23 protein-coding genes are annotated in these 22,172 nt (G+C 46.5%); 9 read left to right on the top strand and 14 right to left on the bottom strand.

Features of this window, described 5'->3' with window-relative positions; translation table 11 throughout:
- Positions 1-191: 191 nt before the first annotated feature.
- Entirely contained in the window at positions 192-3,005 is a 2,814-nt protein-coding gene (locus tag QUB37_RS26215; protein ID WP_333167726.1) for a chloride channel protein, read from the top strand.
- On the opposite strand, the gene QUB37_RS26210 is transcribed toward QUB37_RS26215, so the two are convergent.
- The 5 genes from QUB37_RS26210 to QUB37_RS26190 form a co-directional block, all read right to left on the bottom strand.
- Positions 2,980-3,180: a BrnT family toxin gene (locus QUB37_RS26210; RefSeq protein ID WP_333167724.1), complete on the bottom strand. Its 201-nt coding sequence runs from the start codon at positions 3,178-3,180 to the stop codon at positions 2,980-2,982. The two genes, QUB37_RS26215 and QUB37_RS26210, sit on opposite strands and share 26 nt — an antisense overlap.
- Positions 3,181-3,637: 457 nt before the next feature.
- Positions 3,638-4,084 carry a ShlB/FhaC/HecB family hemolysin secretion/activation protein gene (locus QUB37_RS26205; RefSeq protein ID WP_333167722.1) on the bottom strand — a complete coding sequence of 149 codons (447 nt, stop codon included), beginning with the start codon at positions 4,082-4,084 and terminating at the stop codon, positions 3,638-3,640.
- Positions 4,044-4,310: a hypothetical protein gene (locus tag QUB37_RS26200; protein ID WP_333167720.1), complete on the bottom strand. Its 267-nt coding sequence runs from the start codon at positions 4,308-4,310 to the stop codon at positions 4,044-4,046. Before QUB37_RS26200 ends, QUB37_RS26205 begins: the two co-directional genes overlap by 41 nt.
- Positions 4,311-4,440: 130 nt before the next feature.
- The gene (locus tag QUB37_RS26195) at positions 4,441-4,731 is read right to left on the bottom strand and encodes a hypothetical protein (RefSeq protein WP_333167718.1); all 291 of its coding nucleotides are present in this window, start codon (positions 4,729-4,731) and stop codon (positions 4,441-4,443) included.
- 651 nt (positions 4,732-5,382) lie between these two features.
- Positions 5,383-6,168, bottom strand: coding sequence for a PspA/IM30 family protein (locus tag QUB37_RS26190; RefSeq protein ID WP_006635936.1), 786 nt, complete (start codon positions 6,166-6,168; stop codon positions 5,383-5,385).
- A 70-nt stretch (positions 6,169-6,238) separates the two neighbouring features.
- Between QUB37_RS26190 and QUB37_RS26185 the strand changes: the two genes are divergently transcribed.
- Complete coding sequence (locus QUB37_RS26185; RefSeq protein ID WP_333167716.1) at positions 6,239-6,415, top strand: hypothetical protein; 177 nt, start codon at positions 6,239-6,241, stop codon at positions 6,413-6,415.
- A gap of 54 nt (positions 6,416-6,469) precedes the next feature.
- Here QUB37_RS26185 and QUB37_RS26180 read toward each other — a convergent pair whose 3' ends face one another.
- From QUB37_RS26180 to QUB37_RS26170, 3 genes are all read right to left on the bottom strand, one after another.
- Positions 6,470-7,174 carry a PspA/IM30 family protein gene (locus tag QUB37_RS26180; protein WP_333167714.1) on the bottom strand — a complete coding sequence of 235 codons (705 nt, stop codon included), beginning with the start codon at positions 7,172-7,174 and terminating at the stop codon, positions 6,470-6,472.
- A 144-nt stretch (positions 7,175-7,318) separates the two neighbouring features.
- Positions 7,319-8,545, bottom strand: coding sequence for an SPOR domain-containing protein (locus QUB37_RS26175; RefSeq protein WP_333167712.1), 1,227 nt, complete (start codon positions 8,543-8,545; stop codon positions 7,319-7,321).
- Between the two features lie 152 nt (positions 8,546-8,697).
- Positions 8,698-9,831, bottom strand: coding sequence for a transposase (locus QUB37_RS26170; protein ID WP_333167710.1), 1,134 nt, complete (start codon positions 9,829-9,831; stop codon positions 8,698-8,700).
- Between the two features lie 569 nt (positions 9,832-10,400).
- Between QUB37_RS26170 and QUB37_RS26165 the strand changes: the two genes are divergently transcribed.
- Complete coding sequence (locus QUB37_RS26165) at positions 10,401-10,703, top strand: hypothetical protein (RefSeq protein ID WP_333167708.1); 303 nt, start codon at positions 10,401-10,403, stop codon at positions 10,701-10,703.
- Positions 10,704-10,753: 50 nt separating this feature from the next.
- On the opposite strand, the gene QUB37_RS26160 is transcribed toward QUB37_RS26165, so the two are convergent.
- The 3 genes from QUB37_RS26160 to QUB37_RS26150 form a co-directional block, all read right to left on the bottom strand.
- Positions 10,754-10,921: a hypothetical protein gene (locus QUB37_RS26160; protein WP_333167707.1), complete on the bottom strand. Its 168-nt coding sequence runs from the start codon at positions 10,919-10,921 to the stop codon at positions 10,754-10,756.
- 4 nt (positions 10,922-10,925) lie between these two features.
- Positions 10,926-11,759, bottom strand: coding sequence for a 1,4-dihydroxy-2-naphthoyl-CoA synthase (menB, locus tag QUB37_RS26155; protein ID WP_333167705.1), 834 nt, complete (start codon positions 11,757-11,759; stop codon positions 10,926-10,928).
- A gap of 306 nt (positions 11,760-12,065) precedes the next feature.
- On the bottom strand, positions 12,066-12,662 hold the full coding sequence (locus tag QUB37_RS26150; RefSeq protein ID WP_333167703.1) for a TerB family tellurite resistance protein: 597 nt from the start codon (positions 12,660-12,662) through the stop codon (positions 12,066-12,068).
- A gap of 75 nt (positions 12,663-12,737) precedes the next feature.
- On the opposite strand from QUB37_RS26150, the gene tadA reads away from it, so the two are divergent.
- From tadA to QUB37_RS26135, 3 genes are all read left to right on the top strand, one after another.
- Positions 12,738-13,238, top strand: coding sequence for a tRNA adenosine(34) deaminase TadA (tadA, locus tag QUB37_RS26145; protein WP_333167701.1), 501 nt, complete (start codon positions 12,738-12,740; stop codon positions 13,236-13,238).
- A 283-nt stretch (positions 13,239-13,521) separates the two neighbouring features.
- The gene (locus tag QUB37_RS26140) at positions 13,522-14,247 is read left to right on the top strand and encodes a lysophospholipid acyltransferase family protein (RefSeq protein ID WP_333167699.1); all 726 of its coding nucleotides are present in this window, start codon (positions 13,522-13,524) and stop codon (positions 14,245-14,247) included.
- 173 nt (positions 14,248-14,420) lie between these two features.
- Positions 14,421-14,801 carry a hypothetical protein gene (locus QUB37_RS26135; RefSeq protein ID WP_333167697.1) on the top strand — a complete coding sequence of 127 codons (381 nt, stop codon included), beginning with the start codon at positions 14,421-14,423 and terminating at the stop codon, positions 14,799-14,801.
- A gap of 181 nt (positions 14,802-14,982) precedes the next feature.
- Here the strand turns inward: QUB37_RS26135 and QUB37_RS26130 are convergent, their stop codons facing one another.
- The 3 genes from QUB37_RS26130 to QUB37_RS26120 all read right to left on the bottom strand — a co-directional run bounded on the left by QUB37_RS26130 (position 14,983) and on the right by QUB37_RS26120 (position 19,646).
- On the bottom strand, positions 14,983-15,747 hold the full coding sequence (locus QUB37_RS26130; protein ID WP_333167695.1) for an ABC transporter ATP-binding protein: 765 nt from the start codon (positions 15,745-15,747) through the stop codon (positions 14,983-14,985).
- Positions 15,748-15,977: 230 nt separating this feature from the next.
- Positions 15,978-16,106 (bottom strand): hypothetical protein, encoded by a 129-nt coding sequence (locus QUB37_RS26125; RefSeq protein ID WP_333167693.1) that lies wholly within the window; start codon positions 16,104-16,106, stop codon positions 15,978-15,980.
- 27 nt (positions 16,107-16,133) lie between these two features.
- Entirely contained in the window at positions 16,134-19,646 is a 3,513-nt protein-coding gene (locus QUB37_RS26120) for a HEAT repeat domain-containing protein (RefSeq protein WP_333167691.1), read from the bottom strand.
- Between the two features lie 524 nt (positions 19,647-20,170).
- On the opposite strand from QUB37_RS26120, the gene gor reads away from it, so the two are divergent.
- The 3 genes from gor (at position 20,171) to QUB37_RS26105 (ending at position 22,024) form a co-directional block, all read left to right on the top strand.
- Positions 20,171-21,514: a glutathione-disulfide reductase gene (gene gor, locus QUB37_RS26115; RefSeq protein WP_333167689.1), complete on the top strand. Its 1,344-nt coding sequence runs from the start codon at positions 20,171-20,173 to the stop codon at positions 21,512-21,514.
- A gap of 99 nt (positions 21,515-21,613) precedes the next feature.
- Positions 21,614-21,751 carry a hypothetical protein gene (locus QUB37_RS26110; protein ID WP_333167687.1) on the top strand — a complete coding sequence of 46 codons (138 nt, stop codon included), beginning with the start codon at positions 21,614-21,616 and terminating at the stop codon, positions 21,749-21,751.
- Positions 21,752-22,024, top strand: coding sequence for an opioid growth factor receptor-related protein (locus QUB37_RS26105; protein WP_333167739.1), 273 nt, complete (start codon positions 21,752-21,754; stop codon positions 22,022-22,024).
- The last annotated feature ends 148 nt before the right edge of the window (positions 22,025-22,172 follow it).

The following is a 22,172-nucleotide window of genomic DNA, read 5'->3' as shown; positions in this document are numbered from 1 at the left end:
TGCCGGCGAGCGGCCAGCCTCATTTAGAAGTGCCGGATTTGAAAACACTGGTGGAGGCTATAAGGTAAAAAAATCGCAGATTGATATCAAATCCGGTAGCATCAGAATTACAGCAGATTTCAGGTAAGTATCGAAGGATTTTTTGCTAAAGTGCGATCGAGCAGACAATTCTCAGGCCATCTACGCTATTTATGCCGTACATAACTATCCCTAAACAATTTAGGGAACCTTCCAGGGTCATCAAATCTCAACTTTTTTTACGGCCTAAACGCCTAGCCATTTTTGAAGCTTGTCTGATCGGCTTGGTTGCCGGACTGGCTGGTGTTTTGCTAAAGTCGGGAGTCGGATGGCTAGGCAGTTGGCGAGTTGCTTCCTCGACAGTAATTCCAGCTTGGATATTACTGCCCGCCGTCGGTTTATGCGGCGGGTTGCTGACAGGTTTCTTGGTTGAGCGTTTTGCTCCCGAAACGGCAGGCAGTGGCATTCCTCATGTCAAAGCTGCTCTCGGCGGAGTCAATCTTTCCTTAGATTTGCGAGTAGCTGTCGCCAAACTTCTGACCACTATTTTAGCAGTTGGTTCCGGTTTAACTTTAGGAAGGCAAGGCCCGACTGTGCAAATTGGAGCATCTTTGGCCGGCTGGATAGGTCACTTGATGCCCACTTCCCCAGACTACCGCCGACAATTGATTGCTTGCGGTGCTGCTGCAGGATTGGCTGCTGGTTTCAATGCTCCCATTGCAGGAGTTTTGTTTGTAGTTGAAGAACTGCTGCACGACGTTTCGGGGTTGACTTTAGGGACTGCAATTATCGCTTCATTTATCGGTGCAGTTGTCTCGCAGCTTTTGGGCGGCGATAGTTTAAGTTTGAACCTTCGCGCGTACCAAACCAGTTTTGATGCTCAGGAAATCCCGTTTTACATACTATTAGGAGTTTTAGCGGGATTGCTGGGAGCTTTGTTCACCAAAGGGATTATGGCTAGCTTGCAATTTAACAGGCGATCGCTCAAATTAGCTTTGCCCGCGCGAATGGCTCTAGCTGGCTTAACCTGCGGTTCAGTAATAGGTTTTCTTCCAGAAACTTTCCGCAACAATACGGGTTTGCGGGAGTTTTTGCTGACTGGTGAAGCAAGCGGCATAACGAGTTTAATTGCTTTTATAGCTCACTTTTTTCTGACAATTATTTCCTCGGCTTCTGGAGCTCCGGGAGGATTGTTTTCCCCTGCGCTAGTTCTCGGTTCTGCACTCGGTCACATGGTGGGCATTGTCCAGGCAGATTCCCTGGGCATCGGTTTGCCGGTAACTTACGCTTTGGCAGGAATGGGAGCGTTTTTTTGCGCGGTTTCTAGGGCGCCAATTACTGCGGTAGTAATTGTGTTTGAAATTACGGCAGATTTCAAATTAGTGCTGCCTTTGATGATCTGTTCTGTAGTTGCTTATTTGGTCGCGGAAAAGGTGGACAGTGGCTCTTTGTACGATCGCCTTTTGGAGTTTAACGGCATTCAACTGAAAAAGGCAAAAGCTGCCAGCAATACTTTGAGCGACTTGCACGCAGATGACGTGATGCAGCGCCGAGTTGAAACTCTTTCGAGTCTGCTGACTTTCGATGAAGTGATGCAGGCATTTTCGCGATCGCACCACCGAGGATTTCCAGTAGTTGAAGATGGCAAATTAGTCGGAATTGTCAGTCAAACCGACTTGGCAAATGCCAGCGAGCGCAATTTTTCAGGAGACTCGCTGCTCAAAGAATTTATGACTGTACAGCCGATCGCAGTCAAAGCAAGCGATACTTTAAGCGAGGTATTGTACAGGCTCAACAACTACAATATCAGCCGCTTGCCAGTCGTAGAAGGCCGGCGTTTGGTGGGAATTATTACCCGCAGCGACATTATCCGAGTTGAATCCGATCGCCTCAGCGGAGAAGCAACCCAGGGCCCGCATCCAGAACCTTCTTATATTGTCTATCAAACCAGGGCTCCGCAAGTCGGAAATGGCCGGTTATTAGTGCCGCTTTCCAACCCCCAAACAGCACCCGCTTTGCTGCGGCTGGCCGCGGCGATCGCGCGCGATCGCAATTACGAATTAGAATGCCTGCAAATCATCTTAGTACCACGCAACAGTTCCCCTTCAGAAAGCGCAGTGCGGACAACCAAAAGCCGCCGTCTGCTGCAACAAGCCGAGCGAATTGTTCGCAATTGGAACTTGCCAGTACACACCCAAATACGGGTAGCTCATGACGTGCCTAACGCGATTTTGGAGACAATCAAGGAGCGACATATCGATTCAATTTTGATGGGCTGGCAAGGCGAATTTTCCACAAAAGGACGTATTTTTGGCGATGTTGTCGATACCGTAATTCGGCAAGCCGGCTGCGAAGTTATTTTGGTGAAGTGGAGCGAAAAACTATTAGCAACACGCCAGAAAAATGAGTTTTCCGCCACTTTCAGCGGGCAGAAATATACGTCTATAGAATGGGAGTTAAATCCCGAAAAACTTGACGGCGCAGATAATCCCGCATTGGCGAGATCCTCAGATTCATCAGCGACTACAGAGACTGAACTTTCTTCGCCAAATTCAGACATTCCAGGGCCAGAATTGGGACTGCACACGCTGATGGGTTTGCACCGCTGGTTGGTACCTATTCGCGGCAGTTACAAGCAAGCTGCCGCTTTGCGGCTGCTACCGGCTTTGGTGGCTGCGAGTGCTGTACCGGAGATTAAATTGTGTCAGGTTCATCAGCCTTCTGTTGCAGAACCAGATCGGGGAGAATTAAAGCAAGCGGCGGAGTTTATCAAGCGCCGGGTTAGCTGTTCGATAATAGCGACTTCGGTTTGCGCTAAATCGGTTTCTGATGCTTTAATTGATTTGGCTCAGAACGATCAGTGCGATGCGATCGTCCTGGGAGCGAGCCGGGAAGGACTGCTGAAACAGGTGATTCACGGGAATATCCCGGAAGCTGTGGCGCGCGGGTGCGACTGTACAGTCATTTTAGTGCGATCGGCCTCCTAGCAAATTCATACCTGGATATACGAATGATAACGTACCGGCTTTCTCCGATGGAATGCTGAGGATCGGGAAAAGTTACAGATATCGGGTCATTAAATATGGTTGTGGCTTCTTGAAAGGAAACACCCTGCTTCTCAACATTTAGTGTCGCTTTGTCTGGATTCCATTCAAATTCCATAAATAACTCTCCATGCCTTTTTCCGCTTCTTCACAACCGCTAAATTCTCGCTTTCCTTTTATTTTTAACACTCAATTGCTTAGTAATTGATGTATAATAATGCAAAGCAAAAAGCAGATTAATCCCAAAAAATACCAAAGTTAACACGAAGGTAAAAAAAGACGTAAACGACAGCCTTGAAGTCATCGTAAACATCGCCAAAATGATTGAGCAAAGCCCAAAACCGGAAGCAAAAGAACTTAAAAGCAGCAACCGCACCTTAGACATAGTTTAATTTAAAGATTATCAGTAAAATGCACTCTTGGCAGCTACAGAGGAGTGCCAAATGATACTTATTACTATATAGCGGAATTGCTCAGTTCCGCCAAGGGCAAAACGACTGCTTTCCTAAAAAGGTTTGAATTATACAGAAAAAGACAGCCCGCGCTCTTGTAAACTCCTGTTGGTCAACTTAATATCAATCAAAGGAATTCCCCAGCCTCCGCGAGCATTCCACCTTTCGCCGTACAGTCACCGCAGCCGCAATCCCGCTGACAGCAAAGTATTCGCTCCCAAAACCGCGCTTTCCCTGGGATTCCAAACATTGCCAAAATCCACAAACGCCGTCACCTGCAAAACTCCTTGTTTGTCGTCGGTGCGCTTGCATCGGATACCGCAACTCGACTGAATCAAAAATCCCGCTATCGGCAAGCATTGCATCCTGACGGTAGCCCCGCAATGTGTCTGAGCCTCCTATACCGAATTGTTCGATCGGCAAAAGCTCTGCCCCAGCCAATGCCAAATCCGATCGCACCACCAGCAGCGTCTCAGGAGCCAACAAACGCACATAATGCAATTGACCCTGCCAGTGCAAAAATTGACTCTCAGGGCTGCTGCTGCTCACCGTAGCACCAAATGCTGCCACTCCCTGACAGAAATGCGATCGCGCCGCCAAGACATCTCTCTCCCATTTGAGTAAAATCCTGAAACCGCCTCAGCACCACAACCGGATTTCTACCCGAATTATCTGCTTCCGGCGACAGTGGAAAATCCTTTCCCAGCCAAGATGTATCGCTTTCTCGACTGCGAGTACCGATACCGATCGCGATTTCTCTTCTCGGATTTTGCACGATCGGCTCGCGGTAAGTCAACTGCCAACTACTTCAAATCGATCGACTTTTATCCTACCCGGAATCTTAGCAATTCTGCAGGCTGTGCCGGCGCGGGAACAGCAGGCGGCAAAAGCTGTTCCGCTGAAAGCAAGGGCGCTGGCGGCGCGGGTTACGGGAGGGGAGCCGGATTTGGCCGTCGCGGGTTGGGAATAGGAAATTCGTGTCTGTTTTCTCCTCGATTCGGCAATTGAGGGAGAGTTTCTGCTGCCTCAGTTGGGGTCAATTGATCGATCTCCGGGATGCTATTTTCTTGCTCTTGACTGCCTCTATCTAATTCTGAACCTGAGTATAAATCACGAAGCCGATCGCGATCGTCTCCTATTTCTTGATTTAGTTTGAATTGAGATAGTAAATTATCCTGCAAAATTGGCGATTGCACCCATGAGTCGGTAGCAAGCATCGACTCGCTAACACTTAGAGCTGATAGCAGTGCGGGGCAAATAGCTGCAATTGAAAAACCAAGTGCTAATGCCTTGAAAAACTTGATTTTACAAAAGCCTCTAGAAAATTGCACGGGCATGACAGATTAGCAATATTTGATAGTTATTTACACTTACGATCGGGCGCGGCCGACGCAATTGCAAGGAATAAAATTACTCTATCACTTTTTACAGAGTTAATTCCTTAAGTCAATATAAAGATAGTTGACAGCACTCCTCTTTTGTGTACTAAATAATTACTGAAAAAACTCTGACCACGAATTTCAAAGGTGGTACCCGCCACGTGATTTATCCGTGGAATCAATCCAAAATCTAAAATCTAAAATCCTCAAGCCCCCGGATTTATCCGTGGGGTCGCCTCTAAAATCTAAAATCTAAAATCTAAAATCGATTGACCTCCCAAGCTAGCCATCTTGCAAGGAATAAAATTACCCTATCACTTTATATTGACTTAAGGAATTAAGTCAATATAAAGATAGTTGACAAAACTCATGTTTTGTGAATTCAAAAATAACTAAAAAAACTCCGACCTCCCAAGCTAGCCCTGTAGGTCGGCGGAGCATTCTATCAAACCTGCGATCTCAGAAATAGGTAAATTTTGATAGAGATTACTACATTTTATTGAGCTGCGATCGCAATTCTTCCAACTCAGCGTCAATCACCGGGCTCGACTCCGAGCTACTGGCTGCTGCCGTTTTACCCGCTGCCGGCAATTGACCTTGAGACACAGATCCCCCGGTCAGTTGAGCTTTCATCTGAGCCAACTCATCGTCAACGTCACCGCCGCTTTCGAGCAAGCGGAACTGTTCCTCTAAATTGCTGCCGCCGGCGGCCAGTTCTGCCGAAGCTCCCGCGCGAGCTTCAATTTGCAAAACTTTTTCTTCCATGCGATCGAAAGCTGCCATTGAACTGCCAGTATTCAATGTGCCAATGGTATTGTTGAGCTGTTCCTGAGCCTTGGCAGCGGATATCCTCGCCTTGAGCATATCCTTCTTAGTCTTAGCTTCGGAAATTTTGCTCTCCAAACCGATCAAATTGCGCTTGAGACTTTCCACCTGAGCCGATTGCTGATCCAGGCTGGCTTTCAGCGTAGCCGCCGTTTCCGCGTGAGACTTTTTGCGAACTAGCGCTTCCCTGGCCAAAGTCTCGTCTCCTTTTTGCAGGGCTAGCTGAGCGCGCTGCTGCCACTGGTTAGACTGAGATTCAGCTTGATTGTACTGAGTCTGGGTACGCTTTTGAGTGGCGATCGCGCTGGCAACGGCCTGACGCAACTGCACCAAGTCTTCCTGCATATCCGTAACAGACTGTTCTAAAATCTTTTCGGGGTCTTCAGCTTTGTTGACCAGATCGTTAAGATTGGCTTTGACGACTCGGCTAATGCGGTCAAATAATCCCATAATGCTATTTTTCCTGGGTGAGGTGTACGAAGTAGGCGGAAAGCAGGCTTGATAGCCCTAGCCCGCAGTTGTGAAATTCACTCTTGTCAGATTTTTAGTGCGATTTAGTTTTTGGCAATTTTTGCAGACAGATAAATCCAGTTTAAAGCGATCGAGTAATGTGATGCAGGCAAGCTTATTCATGCACATATCTATTGAGTTTAACTTCGATCCGGGAATTCCCCAACAGGCTTCGAGCCATCTCTAGCTAGGCTGTTGAGAAGTTTTTGCTCGTCCCGACTCTTGTTCTGTTGCCTGGGGTTCAGGATGCGGGCGGCTCGCTCGACGGCAATTTGGGTGTATTGTTGCCCGGAAGCATTTGTGCTTTCATCGCCGCCAACTCGTTATCCACATCGTCGGCACCTTCGAGAGAGAGAAACTTCTTTTCTAAATCATTAGTTCCGAGTTCTGCAATTGCTTCGGAGCGAGCTTCTAGCTGCATGACTTTCTCTTCCATCCGTTCAAAGGCGCTCAAAGTGCTGCCGGTACTGAGATTGCCCATCATTTCTTGAAGCCTTTCCGACGATGCGGCCGATCGAGCTCGGGCAATGTACATATCTTTTTTAGATTTTGCCTCGGAAATTTTACTTTCGAGCGCCCGCATATTTTCTTTAAGTTTAGTCACAACAGCGTTCTGTTGTCCGAGACTGGCTTTCATCGCCGTTGCCGTTTCTTGATAAGATTTCTTGCGCGTCAGAGCTTCCCGCGCCAAATTTTCCTCGCCTTTTTGCAAAGCTAGCTGCGCCCGCTGATGCCATTCTGCTGCTGTAGACTCAGCTTGAGAGCACTGGCGTTCAGTGCGTTTTTGAGCTGCAATCGCTCCTGCCACAGCTTGTCTGAGCTGCACTAAATCTTCCTGCATATCCATTACAGCCTGTTCCAGAATTTTTTCTGGGTCTTCGGCAGCCCCGACCAAACTGTTAATATTGGCTCGAATCACTCGCCATAGGCGATCGAATAATCCCATTTTGCCCGTCTCCCGATTTTATTAAATTTTAGATTTAGGACTAGGAATTGACAATTACAAAACCAATTTTGTGTTAGACAAAACATTCCTCATTGTCTAGCTTTGTCTAACAGTTTAGTTAAAGTTTTTCACCCTTTAACTAATTTATGGTTGATAGTATTGTGGCTTCATTCCTTTTTCTTGGAGTTCTTTCGCCAAACGTTCTGCTGAGGCAGCATCGCTCAAAGCCCCCATTTGGATCTTGACACCCTTTGAGAAGTTTCGCACGTAGGCATCGGGAACTACGGTTCTGGCTTGCTGCAGCGATTTTTCGTCGGTGTAATCGGTGACAACGTAATAGAAACCGTCGGCCGCCCGTGCAGGCCTTCCCAGCGGGGATGCGGCTGCTGGGGATGCGGCTGCTGGGGATGCGGCTGCTGGGGATGCGGCTGCTGGCTGGGCTGGGGAGGGTGTTGGAGGCAGTGTCGGCAGTGCCGGCACAGGCTGCGCGGCGCTGGGGCTGGGAGTGGGAAGCAAAGCCGTACTCAGATTGTTGAGTCCTTGTTCCCTACCTCTGGGCGGGTTGCCGTCTTCTGTAGGAATCGGCACAGCCCCGCTGGGGCCAGGAGGCGCTGGCGGAGTTGGCGGGATTGATGCTTTTGGTGACGGGGAAGGAATCGGGCTGACTGTCGGCTTAACATTGCTGAGAGTGCTCAAATCTAGCTCGACAAATTCCTTGGATACCAGATTTGGTGCTTTCGGTAGTTCCTTGGTGCTGGTAGCTGAGGTGGATGTAGAGACGGGACTGTCGCTGGGAGAGGGTGAGGTGCGATCGAGTAAACGGTTCAGGCCGGCCATCTTAACTAGATTTGACGGGTACATGACTGCGTAGCCCAAAGCTGTGCACGATAGCAAAAACAGCAGCATCGAACTCAGTCCCAAGGGAGTTAACAAACTGGCAGCTAAACTGCGTTCTACCGTAGGCTCAGCTTTTGACTCGTCCAAACTTTCGATCAGTTTTTCGCTTGATTCGAGATACTTGTTGGGTGCCAAGGCACTGCTAGATAATTTTGTGCCGCCCCTGGTAGTTACTAACGGGGCATCGCCCTGAGTGCCGGCAAGGGATAGGGGCAGCGATAGCGGCTGCTGGGTTTCCTCCGCAGTCTCCGGCGCCAAATTTTGGGCTAGCTGTTGCTCGGTTGTGGCTGTTTGCTTGCCGGTACGAACTGAGGGCGACACCCACTGTTCGGCCCGCCGCCTGTGCCTTCTGTATGTTGTCAGTTCTGCTTCTAGGTTTACATCTAGACTCCCCAGGACTGCTTGCAAAGCAGGGTTGATTGGGGTTGAAGAGGATTGATGATTTGGGGATTCAACCGAAGAACGCTTACTCATTAGCAAAACTCCTACCGCCTCTGAATTAATTTTAATGTTTTGATTTTGACACTCCCGGGCCTAAAGGCGTGGGAATTCTTGCTTCGCAGGGATTCCAATGAATTTACCCTCGTGCCGTGCATCTTGACCGTATGCCCTACGGCTGCAAGTCCTCACTTGAGAACTACCTGTGCGGCTGCGACATCTCTGTCGGTTGTATAGCCGCAATTGTGACACGAGTGAGATCCTTGTGATAACTCTTTTTTGCCTGTTTGGTTAAGGCAATTGGGACAGATTTGGCTAGTCTTTTTAGCATCTACTTTCTGGAAATACACACCGCGCTTAAAGCAAGTTTGCTCCAATATGTTGAAGAATTTCCCAAACCCAGCATCTAAGCAGTGTTTACTTAACATCCCCGCTTTCTGTCCGACCAGATTAAGGTCTTCGACAAACACCATACCCGCGTCATCACAGATTTGATGTGACAACTTGCGATGCCAATCTTTTCGGCAGTTTGCCACGTAATCATGCAGCAAAGCGACTTTTTTCTGAGCTTTTTTCCAATTATTTGACCCGATTTTTTTTCTAGTAACGCGCTGTTGCAGCAATTTAAGCTTGCGTTCTGCGTCAGCAAAAAACTTCGTTCTTTTAATTAAAAGCCCATTAGAAGTTGCAATCAAATTAGTCAACCCTAAATCAATTCCTACGGGATTGCCGTGAGGAATGATATCGGGAATTGAGGCATCCGATTGCAAAGTCAACATTATATACCAGCCACTAGACCGTCTAACGACGCGAGCTTGTTTGACGATTGCGCCCTGGGGGATGGGACGCGACTGACAAAATTTTATCGAGCCAATTACAGGCAATTTAAAGCGGTTGCCTTGATGGAAAGTTGCACCCAACTGTGGGAAACTCAAATACCTCAAAGCCCCCTGTTTTTTGAACCGAGGAAACCCGTGATTTTGCTCCCACATACTGACGAAAGCTTTTTCCAATCTCCGCAGCGTTTGTTGCAACACCTGAGCGTTGAATCGCTGCAATGCGGGGCTGGTCTTCCTGTATGCCGTTAAAGCCTTGCACTGACTTGAATATGTCGGTCTAGGCACCTCAGCAGGAATAATATAGTCGGAGCCAATGGAGCAAGAGTTGATCTGACATTTGCGTGAGTTGTACCAGTCTTTGCGTTCTCGTAGGGCATAGTTGTACACCTTGCGGCACTGTTCTAGCCAATCTTCAAAAACTGCTATTTGTGTCGCTGTGGGCTTCAACTTAAATTCAAACGTCAAATTAAATACTTGCTTCACATCCTTGACTTAGTATACAGCAAGTCTACAAATCGTCTAAGGATTTCTTAGGATCAATTAAAGTCGCCCGCTTATGGGCGAGGCTCTCACCCCAAAATTTTGGTAGATATAAACAATAAGCTTGAAAACTTGCCTATTTTATGATTAGCTACTTTTGGCGTCAATGCAACAGGGGCCGGAGATCCTGCTGTCGATCGCCCGCAGCTATTTTTCATTTTCATTCGCACACTTAATTGTTGCTGTTTCCTGGAGGCTGCTTACCGACACTCTCAGCCAATTTTTGTATTCTCGGCTACCGCTTATTTGTAAGCTCTCATACTCGTTGGGCATTTGTACTTTTTCTTGATCCCTAACGGCTTTATAAACTTTTAACCTTTGTTTTTACCTATACAATGAGCAAGCACCGAGCTAATTGTTTCTATATATAACGAGATTATAAATAAATTATAAAATTTAATTATGCTTCGGGGATCGCTACAACCCAGACAGCATAAAGGTTGGGATGCTCTAAAACCTGCTAGCTCTACAAAGGAGAATTAGAGATGAAAATGATTTCCCTAAGAACTTTTATGCAAACCTCATTAACTTCACCTTTAACTTCAGCTTGTGGTCACTGCCGTCACTATACCCCTGAAGGCAGACGCGGGGGTGTTTGCGCTTTACTAGGCGGCCCGGTTCAAAGTCACTGGAAAGCTTGTGCTTTAGCGGTTTCGCCTTTTAAATCATCTTGGGAAAACATAGAAGAAATTGGAATGTGGCAAGAATCGACTCTGACGCTGCAGGATGCTACGGTCACTCTTTCCGAGCGCAATGCCTGCCAGCTTACAGGGACAACGTTAACTGAAAAATCGGCAGCAGCAGTCTCGGTCTAGTTCGTCGGCTGCCCTGCTGCTCATACCATTTTCGATTTTCGATTGGGGAATCACTGATCATTATCATGGTTTGGATCTGGCAAAGCAGTTTCATTTTTTTTGGGAACTGGTCTCAATACTGACATTTTTGGACGATCGGGTGCATTTGGCTTTACTAACTCATAAAAATCAGCAGTATCTACTTTAATATGAGCGCATAAAAAAACTGATTTTTCCATCCCACTATGGCAGCCAAGGATATTGACTAAAATCAGGTTGCCGTTTTTCCAAAAAGGCTTGTTTGCCTTCGGCGCCTTCCTGGGTCATATAGTACAGCAAAGTGGCATTTCCTGCCAGTTCTTGCAAACCGGCTTGACCGTCGCAGTCGGCATTAAAAGCGGATTTCAGACAGCGAATCGCGATCGGACTTTTTTCGAGAATTTCCGTAGCCCACTGAATCCCTTCTAGTTCTAGTTGTTCGACGGGTACGACGCAGTTGACTAAACCCATTTCTAGGGCTTGCTGCGCGCTGTACTGGCGGCACAAAAACCAAATTTCTCTGGCTTTTTTCTGGCCGACGACTCTGGCGAGATAGCTAGCTCCGAAACCACCGTCGAAACTGCCGACTTTGGGACCGGTCTGTCCGAAAATAGCATTGTCAGCAGCGATCGTCAAGTCGCAAATTAAGTGCAGAACATGACCCCCTCCAATTGCGTAGCCTGCCACTAAAGCAATTACAACTTTGGGCATAGAGCGAATCAACTTCTGCAAGTCGAGCACGTTCAAGCGGGGTATGCCACCTTCGTCTACATATCCCGCGGAACCCCGCACGCTTTGGTCGCCGCCGGCGCAAAAGGCGTATTTGCCGTCTGTATGAGGCCCCGCACCTGTGAAAAGGACAACGCCGATTTTTGTGTCTTCGCGGGCATCAGTAAAGGCATCGCACAGTTCCTGCACGGTTTTGGGACGAAAAGCGTTCCGTTTGTGAGGTCGATTGATGGTAATTTTGGCGGTGCCGCCACTTTTGTGATAGAGAATGTCTTCGTAGGTTTTGGCGGTTTGCCATTCAATTTGCATAATCAATCAATTTGAGATTTGAGATTGAGCTGAGTCAATCAAGGCAGCGACAAGTCGCTTTTAGATTTTAGAGGTATTCGGTTCAATGGGATAGAAGGGTCGATCGACTCTTGCCCAAAAAATAAAGCGGGACTTAGGCAGAAACCAGGTTTTTCACCAACATACGCCGTGCAGCGCTCTGGGTAGGGGTTAAACAACCCGGTTTTTGAGGGTAAGAGCGCCCAAGTCCCATCTCAATTGGAAACAGCGTCAAATCCTCGAAATCCTCTGACTACTTTTACTACCCAAAAATTTATATGGGCTGGATTATTTGCGGAGTAAAATACTCAGCAAGTGCTTTGCTGCTTTGCCAAATACCGGATCGCGGGACTCGAATTCGCTGGGATCGAGTAAAGCTTGAACTTCAGCAAAAGCTTCTGAGTCGAGGGTTCCTTCTTTAGTAAATAAAGTGTCTATGACTGCTATGTGTCTGGAGTCGAGACCGAGCCGATTGGCGATCGACTGTAAGTACATTTGCTCCCGCATATCGATGTGTCCGTCTGCGGCTGACATTTCGTAGCCGGAACCGATGAGCAACAGTTTTTCTGATTCTGAGAACAAAGCTGTCAGGGTTAGCAATTCCGTGGGGTTGAAGTAAACCTGCTGTTTGGATACTCCTTTGACAAGGCGCTGAATTAGTTCTACCCGATCGCGGTCGCCGCTGGCAAAGGCTTTGAGAGTCTTTTGCAGCCGTTCTTCTTCTTCAACTGCGATCGTCCTGTCAATAATCATCACTCCGCGCAGGATGGAAATCAGAGCCGTCAGAAACACTACCAAAGGAGTGATATCTTGTTCGCGCAGCTTTTGCCGACTAATGCGGCACAACAGCTCAACAATTTCAGTGGTAATCGTAGTGGTGTCCATAATTAAAGACTCTCGATTAAGCTGTAATGTAACTTTCTTTATCGATCTTAAGTTTTTCTGTTACTTAGGCATGACGTGAATTGTAAAGCTGAGCCGTTGTCTATTAGTGATACTACTTATTTTATTCACAAACGCTGGATGACTAGGGCTGTGGAATTGGCGCAAGCAGCCGGTGATGCTGGTGAAGTACCCGTTGGTGCTGCCATTGTTGACGGTAGTGGCAAATTGATTGCCGAAGCGCAAAATCGGCGAGAGCGAGATTGCGATCCGACTGCTCACGCTGAAATTTTGGCTTTGCGGGCTGCCGGCAAAGTTTTGCAAGACTGGCATCTTAACCAATGCACGCTCTATGTAACGCTGGAGCCTTGCCCGATGTGCGCTGGTGCGATCGTCCAAGCTCGGATTGGTCTGCTGGTATACGGAGCAGATGACCCAAAAACTGGCACGATTCGGACTGCTGCTAATATTCCAGATAGCGCGCATTCGTGTCACCGCTTAGAGGTGCTCGGCGGTATTATGGAGTCTGTTTGCCGCGATCAGTTGCTTTCTTGGTTTGAAGCACGCCGGAAAAATTAACAGGTAAAATTTTTTACTTTCTTCGGGGCGATGTTTAATCGAAATTGACCCTTTAACTGAAATAATAGATCCGTAATTGCCCGATCGAGCTTTCGAGGCGGTTGACTGCTCTGCGGTACTGCTGTCCGGTTGGCTGAGGTTTTACCTTTTACAGATTATCTCTTGCGGGCGCGATCGCCCGATCGGCACAATGCCAATAGCAAAAGTGTCCCGATCCAAAAACTAAAGATTTGTCCAACAACTTACTTTAGACTTTAGATCTCGATAAAGCAGCTTAATTGCTATGCGCCACACCGCCACGATCGCCGTTGAGTCCAGTAAATCATCTCTAGTGAAGCCAATGCCTGCCAAGGTAGCATTTAATACCTCTCGCGTTTCTCCTTGGTTAACCTCCTTGCTCTATCCGCTAGGTCATTATGTTGTCCTACCGTTTCATTTTGGCAAGATTGAGATAACCGGACAGGAGCACTTGCCGAAAGACGGGCCTGTCATCTTAGCCCCTACGCACCGTTCCCGGTGGGATGCCCTGATGATGCCCTATTCAACTGGACAGAAGGTGACTGGACGCGATTTGCGGTTTATGGTAACTGCTGATGAAGTGAAAGGACTGCAAGGTTGGTTCATCAGACATTTGGGGGGTTTTGCTGTGGATCTCAAGCATCCGGCAATTGGCAGTCTCCGTTATGGGGTGGAACTACTCCTGGACAAGGAAATGTTGGTGATTTTTCCCGAAGGCGGCATTTTTCAGGATGGCGAAGTTCACCCGATTAAGCCTGGATTGGCTCGTTTGGCAATTCAAGCAGAGTTGAGCAAACCGGGTTTGGGAGTGAAAATTGTACCGATGAGTATCCGCTATCGCCCGCGCATTCCTCAATGGGGTGCTCACGTAAAAATTGCGATCGGTTCTCCGATTTGCGTGGCGGATTATGCCAATGGTGGCGGTAAAAAAGAAGCACCATTGTTGACGGCCGAGCTCGAAATGGCTCTTAAAAAGCTTGATGAAAGTTGAGAAGAAGAAGGAAGTTCGGCAACGGATTCTGTAACGGATGTAACGGATGTAACGGATGTAACGGATGTCAGGAAGAAGGAAGAAGGAATTATGATATAATTTTTTCGGGTGCTGTAGAGAGATGCGGCACTTATTTCGCTGCTTTGTTATGTCTGTATTAAGTGTGAGCATTAATGGATTGTGCTTTGAACTTTAAGCCGGGTCAAATTGTCAGTTTAGAATGTGGAGATGCGTGCCTGCATTCAGAGGTGATCCAAGTGGTTGAGGCACGTCAAATTTGTTGGGTGCGCCCCTTAATGTTAGTTGTATTACTGTCAGGGAAGGATTTATCGGCGCAATGGTCGGAAGACTACACTTTATCCGATTTGCGAGATGGTGCTGATTTGCTGTGGCCGCTGAGCTTGTTTCGGGAGGCTTTTGATACTGAGGTAATTTCACTGTTGACTCAGTTGCAGTCTCTGGACTCTGAGAAAAAGGATGGTGCGATCGCATCTCGGCAACTTAGAGATTTTGTCGATCGAGTTTGGGAAGCTTTTCCGAGTGCTTTTCATTAAGCAGATATCTGGCGTTTTGTCTATTAGTCCGCCAGGGGTTGAAAACCCCTGTCTAATAGCTAAAGCCCTCTTGGATAGAAGTAATACTCTCTTGATTCTTCAGTCCGCGTAGGCGGACTTCGTTTGTCTAGAAGCGATTTCAATCGCCCCATTTTCTTTTCGCTTTTCGCGGACTATTATACTAAAATACCGCGTGTGAAAGCTCTTCGGGATTGAGATTATTGTGAATAACTTTACCGTCCCGGAACCAGACAACGCGGCGAGTTTGGCGCGCCACCTCCGGTTCGTGCGTTACCATAACAACAGTCATGCCGCTTTCGTTGAATTCGGTAAAAATATCCATTACTTCTTGAGTAGTTTTTGTATCCAATGCACCTGTAGGTTCGTCAGCCAGCAACAACACGGGACGGTTGACAATAGCCCTGGCGATCGCAACCCGCTGCTGCTGTCCTCCTGATAGTTGATTCGGTCTGTTTTGCAGCCGGCTTTCCAGGCCTACTTTCGTTAAAGCATCTACTCCCCGTTCACGTCTTTCTGCTGCGGGAATGCCGGCATAAACCATCGGTAACATGACATTTTCTAAGGCTGTCAATTGAGGCAACAGGTGAAATTGTTGGAAGACAAAACCTAATTTTAAATTGCGAATTCCGGCTAATTCTTCTTCGGGCATTTGGGCGACATCTACGCCGTCTAAGTAGTAACTGCCGCTCGTAGGTCGATCGAGACAGCCGATAATATTCATAGCTGTAGATTTGCCCGATCCCGATGCGCCCATAATCGAGCAATATTCTCCTTGTCTTACGGTCAAGCTGACGCCGTTTAAGGCGCGAACTTCCAGGTCGCCAATCCCGTAAACTTTTGTTACCTCTTCCAGACCGACAACAACGGGCTTTGAGAGGACTTGGGGGTCGAGGTCTTGGTATGTATCGGTTTGTAGTTCAGGCATTTTTTTTCTGTGCGATCGACACAACTAACTACTAACTTAACACTTCTTATCGGTTTTGGCGGCGGTCAGGGCGATCGTTTGGACGCTAATTGACGAGATATAAAAAAACTACATCTTTAAGGACGTGTTTGTGAGTTGTTTGATGAGAGTCATCTGATGTTCTAGCACTAGATAGTTATCTAATTTGCTTTTTCCAGCGCGGGTCAAGCCTTGATTATTGTGGGCATAAATTAGGTCGAGGATATGGTTTTTTGCTTCCTCGGAGAGGGGAAAGTTGATAATGCTGCGGGGAGTGTGGCAGTCGCCAAAAATTCAACTATTTCTGCATAAGCTTTGGGGATATTCGTGGCTACAGTCATATTTTCTTTGTGCTGTTTGTGTGTCTATTACATCTTCTCTAATTCGGTCAATTTTGTCTGGGCAAAATGGCGGACTTGTTCATCGGGATCGTTTGCAAATCGATCGCGAAGTATTTCTAAAGTTTTTGGGCGATCCGGGTATTGCTTGAGCATGATTTCAAGTGCTGTTTGTCTGGGATTCTCTTGGAATTTGGATTTGCGTTCAAAAGGATGATTGATAGCAATATCGCCCAACCATTCAAATATTCCTGGTTCATCTTTCCAGCCCAGCGCTAATTCTTGGGCTGCTGCACGTCGCACATCCCAATTATCATCATATTGAGCCAGTTGTTTGAGGATAGGTAAGGTTTCCGGGTCATCTTTCCACCCCCCAGCTAATTCTTGAACTGCTGTACGTCGCACAGCCGAATCATCATCAAATTGAGCCAGTTGTTTGAGGATAGGCAAGGTTTCCGGGTCATCTTTCCACCCCTCTGCTAATTCTTGGACTGCTGCTTGCCGCACACAAGAATCATCATTTGATTGAGCCAGTTTTTTGAGCCAAGGTAAGGTAGTCGGGTCATCTTTCCACCCCCGTGCTAATTCTTGGACTGCTGCAACTCGCCCAGCATAATTATCATCAGATTGAACCCGTTGTTTGAGCAAAGGTAAGATTTCCGGGTCATTTTTCCACACCCGTGCTAATTCTTGGACTGCTAAAAATGCCACAATCGGATCATGATTCGATTGAGCCAGTTGTTTGAGCCAAGGTAAGGTTGCCGGGTCATCTTTCCACCCCCGTCCTAATTCTTGGAATGCTGCACCCCGCACAGTATAATTATCATTAAATTGAGCCTGCTGTTTGAGCCAAGGTAATGTTTCCGGGTCATCTTTCCAGCCCACTGCTAATTCTTCGACTGCTGAAAGTTGCAGAGCTTTGTTATCATTAAATTGAGCCTGTTGTTTGAGCCAAGGTAAGGTTTTTGGATCATCTTTCCAGCCCCGTGCTACTTGTTGAAATGCTGCTATTTGCACAGTATAATTATCATTAAATTGAGCTACTCGTTTGAGACAAGGTAAGGTTTCTGGGTCATCTTTCCACACCCCTGCTAATTCTTGGACTGCTACAAATCGCAGATCGGAATTCTCATCAAATTGAGCCATTTGTTTGAGGATAGGTAAGGTTTCTGGGTCATCTTTCCACCCCCCTGCTAATTCTAGGACTGCTGCAAGTCGCAGATCAGAATTCTCATCAAATTGAGCCAGTTGTTTGAGCCAAGGTAAGGTCTCTGGGTCATCTTTCCAAGTGTAGACTATCGCGCTTACTGTTTGAGTTCGCATTGTATAAACTAGCGTTTCCTCTTCTTTAGAAGCCTCATAATAGTCATTGAGGTCGTACTTGGTTAACTCTTTTAAGCGTTCAAGCAATTGGCTCTCAACCGGAGCAATCTCTTTTCTATCCCTCACCTCATTCAAACACTTCGCCGCCAAAAACAGATTGCGGAACTTTTGAGCTTCCCCATCCTGTTCAATCAAAAACTCAATCAATTTCCCGGTCAAGTTTCCAGGAATCAATCCGGCAATCAAGCACAAAACTTCCTGCCAAGATTCATCATCCCAGTGCTTGCCAAACACCTCGTTTTTCAACTCCTCCAGTAAAATTTCTGGTGTCTTATAAAGCCTTTCCACCACCTCCGATGCACAGAAATATTCCAAAAAAGTTCGATGCACAAACCCATAAGTATCCGCACCAAAAAAACATAAAATAAAGTTACGAGTTCGCAGTTGGTTAATTATCAACCTTGCCCGCTCTTTCGGTCGATCGAAATCTTTATTCTTCAGATATGCTGTCAGGGTATTCTCCAAATCTTCCGCACTAATAATATTGCCAGCCAACCCTTTAGGTGCTGCTTGCATTTTGTAAGCGACTCGCCGCAGCATTGCTTGCTTATCTTTAGCATCAATAGTTTTCGGATCGAGCCTGCTATCCTCTACTAAAGACCTTTCCACATCCCATTGATACAGCAATACCCGCGAAGCTTGATTGTAAAGTTCGGCCCTGTCTCTCGGCAATTCTTGCCCGCGATTTAAAATCGCCATAATCGTCAACAATAACGGATTACCCGCTAAATCTCGAATCCTTGAGGAATACGCTAATGCTCTTTCCATGCGCTCACTAATCCGCGCTTTTTCCCCAGCATCAGTAAAAGTTAATTCGTGCCAGCGGCGAACAAAATCCTGAATTTGTTTCTCATTCAAATCTTGGAGAATAAAGTGATGAAACTCTGCATCTTGCAAGCGTTGAGGTTTGTAACCAATAATCCGAGACGTGACAATCACTCGCACGCGCGGATACTCATTGGTAAACCGATGAATCGCTGTAATTACATCTTCTCGTTTCCCGGAATCGAAAATTTCATCTAACCCGTCGAACATCACCACAGCGTCGCCGGCTTTAAGCTGTTCCTGCAATTGATGCTGATTCAAGTGACAAATTGAACCCGGACTTTGATGGAAAAATTCGAGGAAGTTCTTGCAATGCCCTGATTCCCCGCTGCGAATGTAAGTCCGCAATTCTATTAGCAGCGGAACCGGCTGAGATGTCACGCTATTTAAGGGCGATCGCGCCCAGTTTAATGCTAAACATTGTAACAGAGTAGACTTGCCAGAACCCGGATCGCCTAAAATAACAATGTAGGGATACTTTTGCTTGTCATTGATAACATCTAACACGGATACGATCGGCTGAGAAAAATAACCGCGCCGATATTTCTCTAAATTTTCTAGATCGATCGCCTCTAATTGATTGCTGTCTTGCAGCCGCCGTTGATGTTCTTTAGGAATTTCGTAAGCTTGGGGCAGAAATGATTCGTAAATCGATCGCACATCTTGGAAAATAAAGATTTGCCAAACCTTCAGCTTTTCGCGATAATCGTAGGTATTGGGATCGACGCTGCTTAAATTGAGATTGCTGTAACGCTCGCACAGAGCTTCTTGATATTGCCTCAAGTCAAATTCGGGGATAATTCCCGCCGTTTCTTGAGTATTTTTCTGAATGCTATCCAGATTTTGAGCATTCAAGATATCGCGCAACTCTTGTGAGTCAAAGAGAATTTCTTGAACTTCTGCCAGATACTGATTGGCGATGGTTTGCCACTTAAATCTGGCGGGTAAAAAAGTTAAATCTAGTTGAGTCCAGGTTTGTTCGAGAAGTTCTGCATCGAGAGATTCGCGATCGCTCTCAAAAGCCTTGCCCAAAATTTCCTTAACCGACTTGTTATTGATAAACTGTTTAACATCTTTAATATACAGCTTTCTTTCCTCTGAGGAAAGTCCGCCAATTTTCAACTGCTGTTCCACCAAGTCCAAAAACTTTTTGATCGCTTTACCCGCTGCGACTTTTCGGGGGTCTTTTTCGCCTAATAAGACGTTTTTCAGGGAATCTTTAAAAAAATCTTTAGCAAAATCCTTCGCGCCGTCTTTGATCAAGTCTTCTAAGATGGGTTGAACGAGAATGCCGACTCCTTGCGTCACTCCCCAGATCACAAGCCAATCGATCATAAAGCTAGCCTGAGAATTAATTTATGTTTATAATATAGCAATTATCAAGGATTGAGGAAATTATCAAAATAATGTAGGGTAATCTCCCGTGATTGCCCCGATAGGTTAGGGTAGTATAAGTTTTCTATCGCTGCGCTGCGATTAGCCCCGATCCCGCGTGATTGTTGCCCCCTACTACCCCTTAAAAATCGGGAAGAGCATCAAAGTTGCGCTTTTTTACAGGGATTTACGGGAGTTCGACTCGGTTATAACGAGCGATCGACAATTAGCTCTTTTATTCTTGGCGGCGGCTCGAAAATAGTTACATTTTTATATGTTTCTGGTCGATCGCTTGTGCTATACTCTAATAATGGGAGTGTGAGCATTTTTTAAATTAACGCACAGATTCCTATTATTAAATAATACCCGATTGATCGCAAAAAGTAAAGTAGTTTACCCCAAAAAAAACAAAAATTTTTTGAGATATCATTAAAAAAAGTAAAGCGTAAAATTGGTAAGTGGGCGATAAGAAGGTACAGACAATTATGACATACGACTACGACTTGTTTGTGATAGGTGCGGGTTCCGGCGGATTAGCGAGTTCCAAGCGAGCAGCATCCTACGGCGCAAAAGTGGCGATCGCCGAAAATGACTTAGTAGGCGGAACCTGCGTAATTCGCGGCTGTGTCCCGAAAAAGCTCATGGTGTACGCTTCAACATTTTCGCACCTTTATGAAGATGCGGTGGGCTACGGTTGGAGTCCAGTAGAAAGCAGCTTTGATTGGGAAAAACTCGTCACCACGGTAGACGCAGAAGTGCGCCGACTCAGTAAACTGCATATCAGCTTCCTCGAAAAAGCCGGAGTCGAATTAATCTCAGGATACGCCAAATTTATTGACCCCCATACCGTCGAAGTTGGTGACAAAAAATTTACCGCCGCCAAAATCTTAATAGCAGTCGGCGGAGAAGCCAGAAGAGTCCCAATTCCCGGCATCGAACACGCGATAACCTCCCGCGAAATCTTCCTGCAAAAAGAGCAGCCAAAACGGTTGGCAATTTGGGGTGGTGGCTACATCGGCGTCGAATTTGCTTGCATTATGAACGGGTTGGGAAGCAAAGTAACTCAAATCATCCGCAGCGACTTAATTTTGAACGACTTCGACACAGAAATTCGCACCAACGTGCAAGAAGGAATGATTAAGCACGGAATAGACATTTTGACAGAAAGCTCGATCAACCACATTGAGAAAACCCCAGAAGGCTTAGAATTAACTTTGTCGGGGAAATCCGAAGGAACGCTCATAGTAGACACGCTGTTGTGCGCTACCGGGCGCTTGCCGAACTTGGAAAAATTGGCTTTAGAAAATGCGGGAGTAGAAATCGATAAATCTGCGATCGCAGTTACCAAAGATAGCCGCACCAGTCAGCCGCACATTTTTGCAGTGGGAGATTGCACCAACCGCATCAATTTAACGCCAATTGCGATCGCTGAAGGACGCGCTTTTGCCGATACTGAATTTGGTAATAACCCCAGATCAATCAGTCACGAAAATGTTGCCTCAGCAGTATTTTCCCAGCCGGAAGCGGCTACAGTCGGCTTAACAGAAAGCCAAGCCAGAGCAAAGTTTCCCGAGTCCATTAAGTGCTACACAGCCAAGTTTAGGCCGATGTTTCATTCTTTGACAGGTGCAGATGAGAAAACTTTTGTCAAGTTAATTGTTGAGACTAATACTGACAGAGTTTTGGGCGTACACATGGTTGGGAAAGACGCGGGCGAGATTATTCAAGGAATGGCGATCGCGGTTAATATGGGAGCTACCAAGAAAGACTTCGACGCGACTATTGGCATTCACCCATCGACTGCTGAAGAGTTTGTGACTCTGCGGTAAAGCCGGGGAAGCAGCCAGGGGTTTAAACCCCTGGCTAATAGCTCAAGTCGGTTAAAAGCGACTGCATATCATCTTTTTGATGTTTTGTATAGCAGATTAATGAGTAATTCAACCACACAAAACAAAATTTTAGCATTCTATCTCGGTCAGCAGCCTGATTCACAAGGTCGGGCGATCGAGGATATTTGGTCGTGGGATTACCAGAAGCTGGAATCCGTGCACAATTACATTCAATAACTGTTTCCCCTGAGAGAAAAGAGCCGCTTTAATTCCAGTGTTCCTACTTTAAATGATGAGGTAATTCAAGCTTTTAGAACAAGTGAAGAGTTGAGAAATCGCTTACTTTATTCGTTCACTGTCATGCTGGCGTTTTACGGGTTGGAATGCCGCGAAGGGGAAAACGCAGAAATTGTAATTGCGAAATCCGGGGAATATTTGTCAAGAAAAAGAGAGTGGATTGAACAATTTAATCACAACTACCTGCGGCTGACTAGGATTCTCACATTGTAAGGATTCAGGTCAAAAAAACTTAAGTGGCGGGGTAGTGCCCTGAAGGAAAGGATCGAGTAAGTTACTATTAGAGAGAAGTGTTTACCATAGTGTGATATGACAATAGAGATTCCCCATTGTCCTAATTGTGGCTCAAAAGAAGTTAGTC

The organism is Microcoleus sp. AT3-A2, from assembly GCF_036705685.1.
In the GTDB taxonomy this organism is placed as follows: domain Bacteria; phylum Cyanobacteriota; class Cyanobacteriia; order Cyanobacteriales; family Microcoleaceae; genus Microcoleus.
This window is presented reverse-complemented; position numbering and strand designations above follow the sequence as displayed.

Coding starts and splice junctions, on each gene's coding strand:
- QUB37_RS26215 (WP_333167726.1), top strand. CDS start 192: ATGCCGTACATAACTATCCCTAAACAATTTAGGGAACCTTCCAGGGTC.
- QUB37_RS26210 (WP_333167724.1), bottom strand. CDS start 3,180: ATGGAATTTGAATGGAATCCAGACAAAGCGACACTAAATGTTGAGAAG.
- QUB37_RS26195 (WP_333167718.1), bottom strand. CDS start 4,731: ATGCTTGCTACCGACTCATGGGTGCAATCGCCAATTTTGCAGGATAAT.
- QUB37_RS26190 (WP_006635936.1), bottom strand. CDS start 6,168: ATGGGATTATTTGACCGCATTAGCCGAGTCGTCAAAGCCAATCTTAAC.
- QUB37_RS26180 (WP_333167714.1), bottom strand. CDS start 7,174: ATGGGATTATTCGATCGCCTATGGCGAGTGATTCGAGCCAATATTAAC.
- QUB37_RS26175 (WP_333167712.1), bottom strand. CDS start 8,545: ATGAGTAAGCGTTCTTCGGTTGAATCCCCAAATCATCAATCCTCTTCA.
- QUB37_RS26165 (WP_333167708.1), top strand. CDS start 10,401: ATGCAAACCTCATTAACTTCACCTTTAACTTCAGCTTGTGGTCACTGC.
- QUB37_RS26160 (WP_333167707.1), bottom strand. CDS start 10,921: ATGGAAAAATCAGTTTTTTTATGCGCTCATATTAAAGTAGATACTGCT.
- menB (WP_333167705.1), bottom strand. CDS start 11,759: ATGCAAATTGAATGGCAAACCGCCAAAACCTACGAAGACATTCTCTAT.
- QUB37_RS26150 (WP_333167703.1), bottom strand. CDS start 12,662: ATGGACACCACTACGATTACCACTGAAATTGTTGAGCTGTTGTGCCGC.
- QUB37_RS26140 (WP_333167699.1), top strand. CDS start 13,522: ATGCGCCACACCGCCACGATCGCCGTTGAGTCCAGTAAATCATCTCTA.
- QUB37_RS26135 (WP_333167697.1), top strand. CDS start 14,421: ATGGATTGTGCTTTGAACTTTAAGCCGGGTCAAATTGTCAGTTTAGAA.
- QUB37_RS26130 (WP_333167695.1), bottom strand. CDS start 15,747: ATGCCTGAACTACAAACCGATACATACCAAGACCTCGACCCCCAAGTC.
- QUB37_RS26125 (WP_333167693.1), bottom strand. CDS start 16,106: ATGACTGTAGCCACGAATATCCCCAAAGCTTATGCAGAAATAGTTGAA.
- QUB37_RS26120 (WP_333167691.1), bottom strand. CDS start 19,646: ATGATCGATTGGCTTGTGATCTGGGGAGTGACGCAAGGAGTCGGCATT.
- gor (WP_333167689.1), top strand. CDS start 20,171: ATGACATACGACTACGACTTGTTTGTGATAGGTGCGGGTTCCGGCGGA.
- QUB37_RS26110 (WP_333167687.1), top strand. CDS start 21,614: ATGAGTAATTCAACCACACAAAACAAAATTTTAGCATTCTATCTCGGT.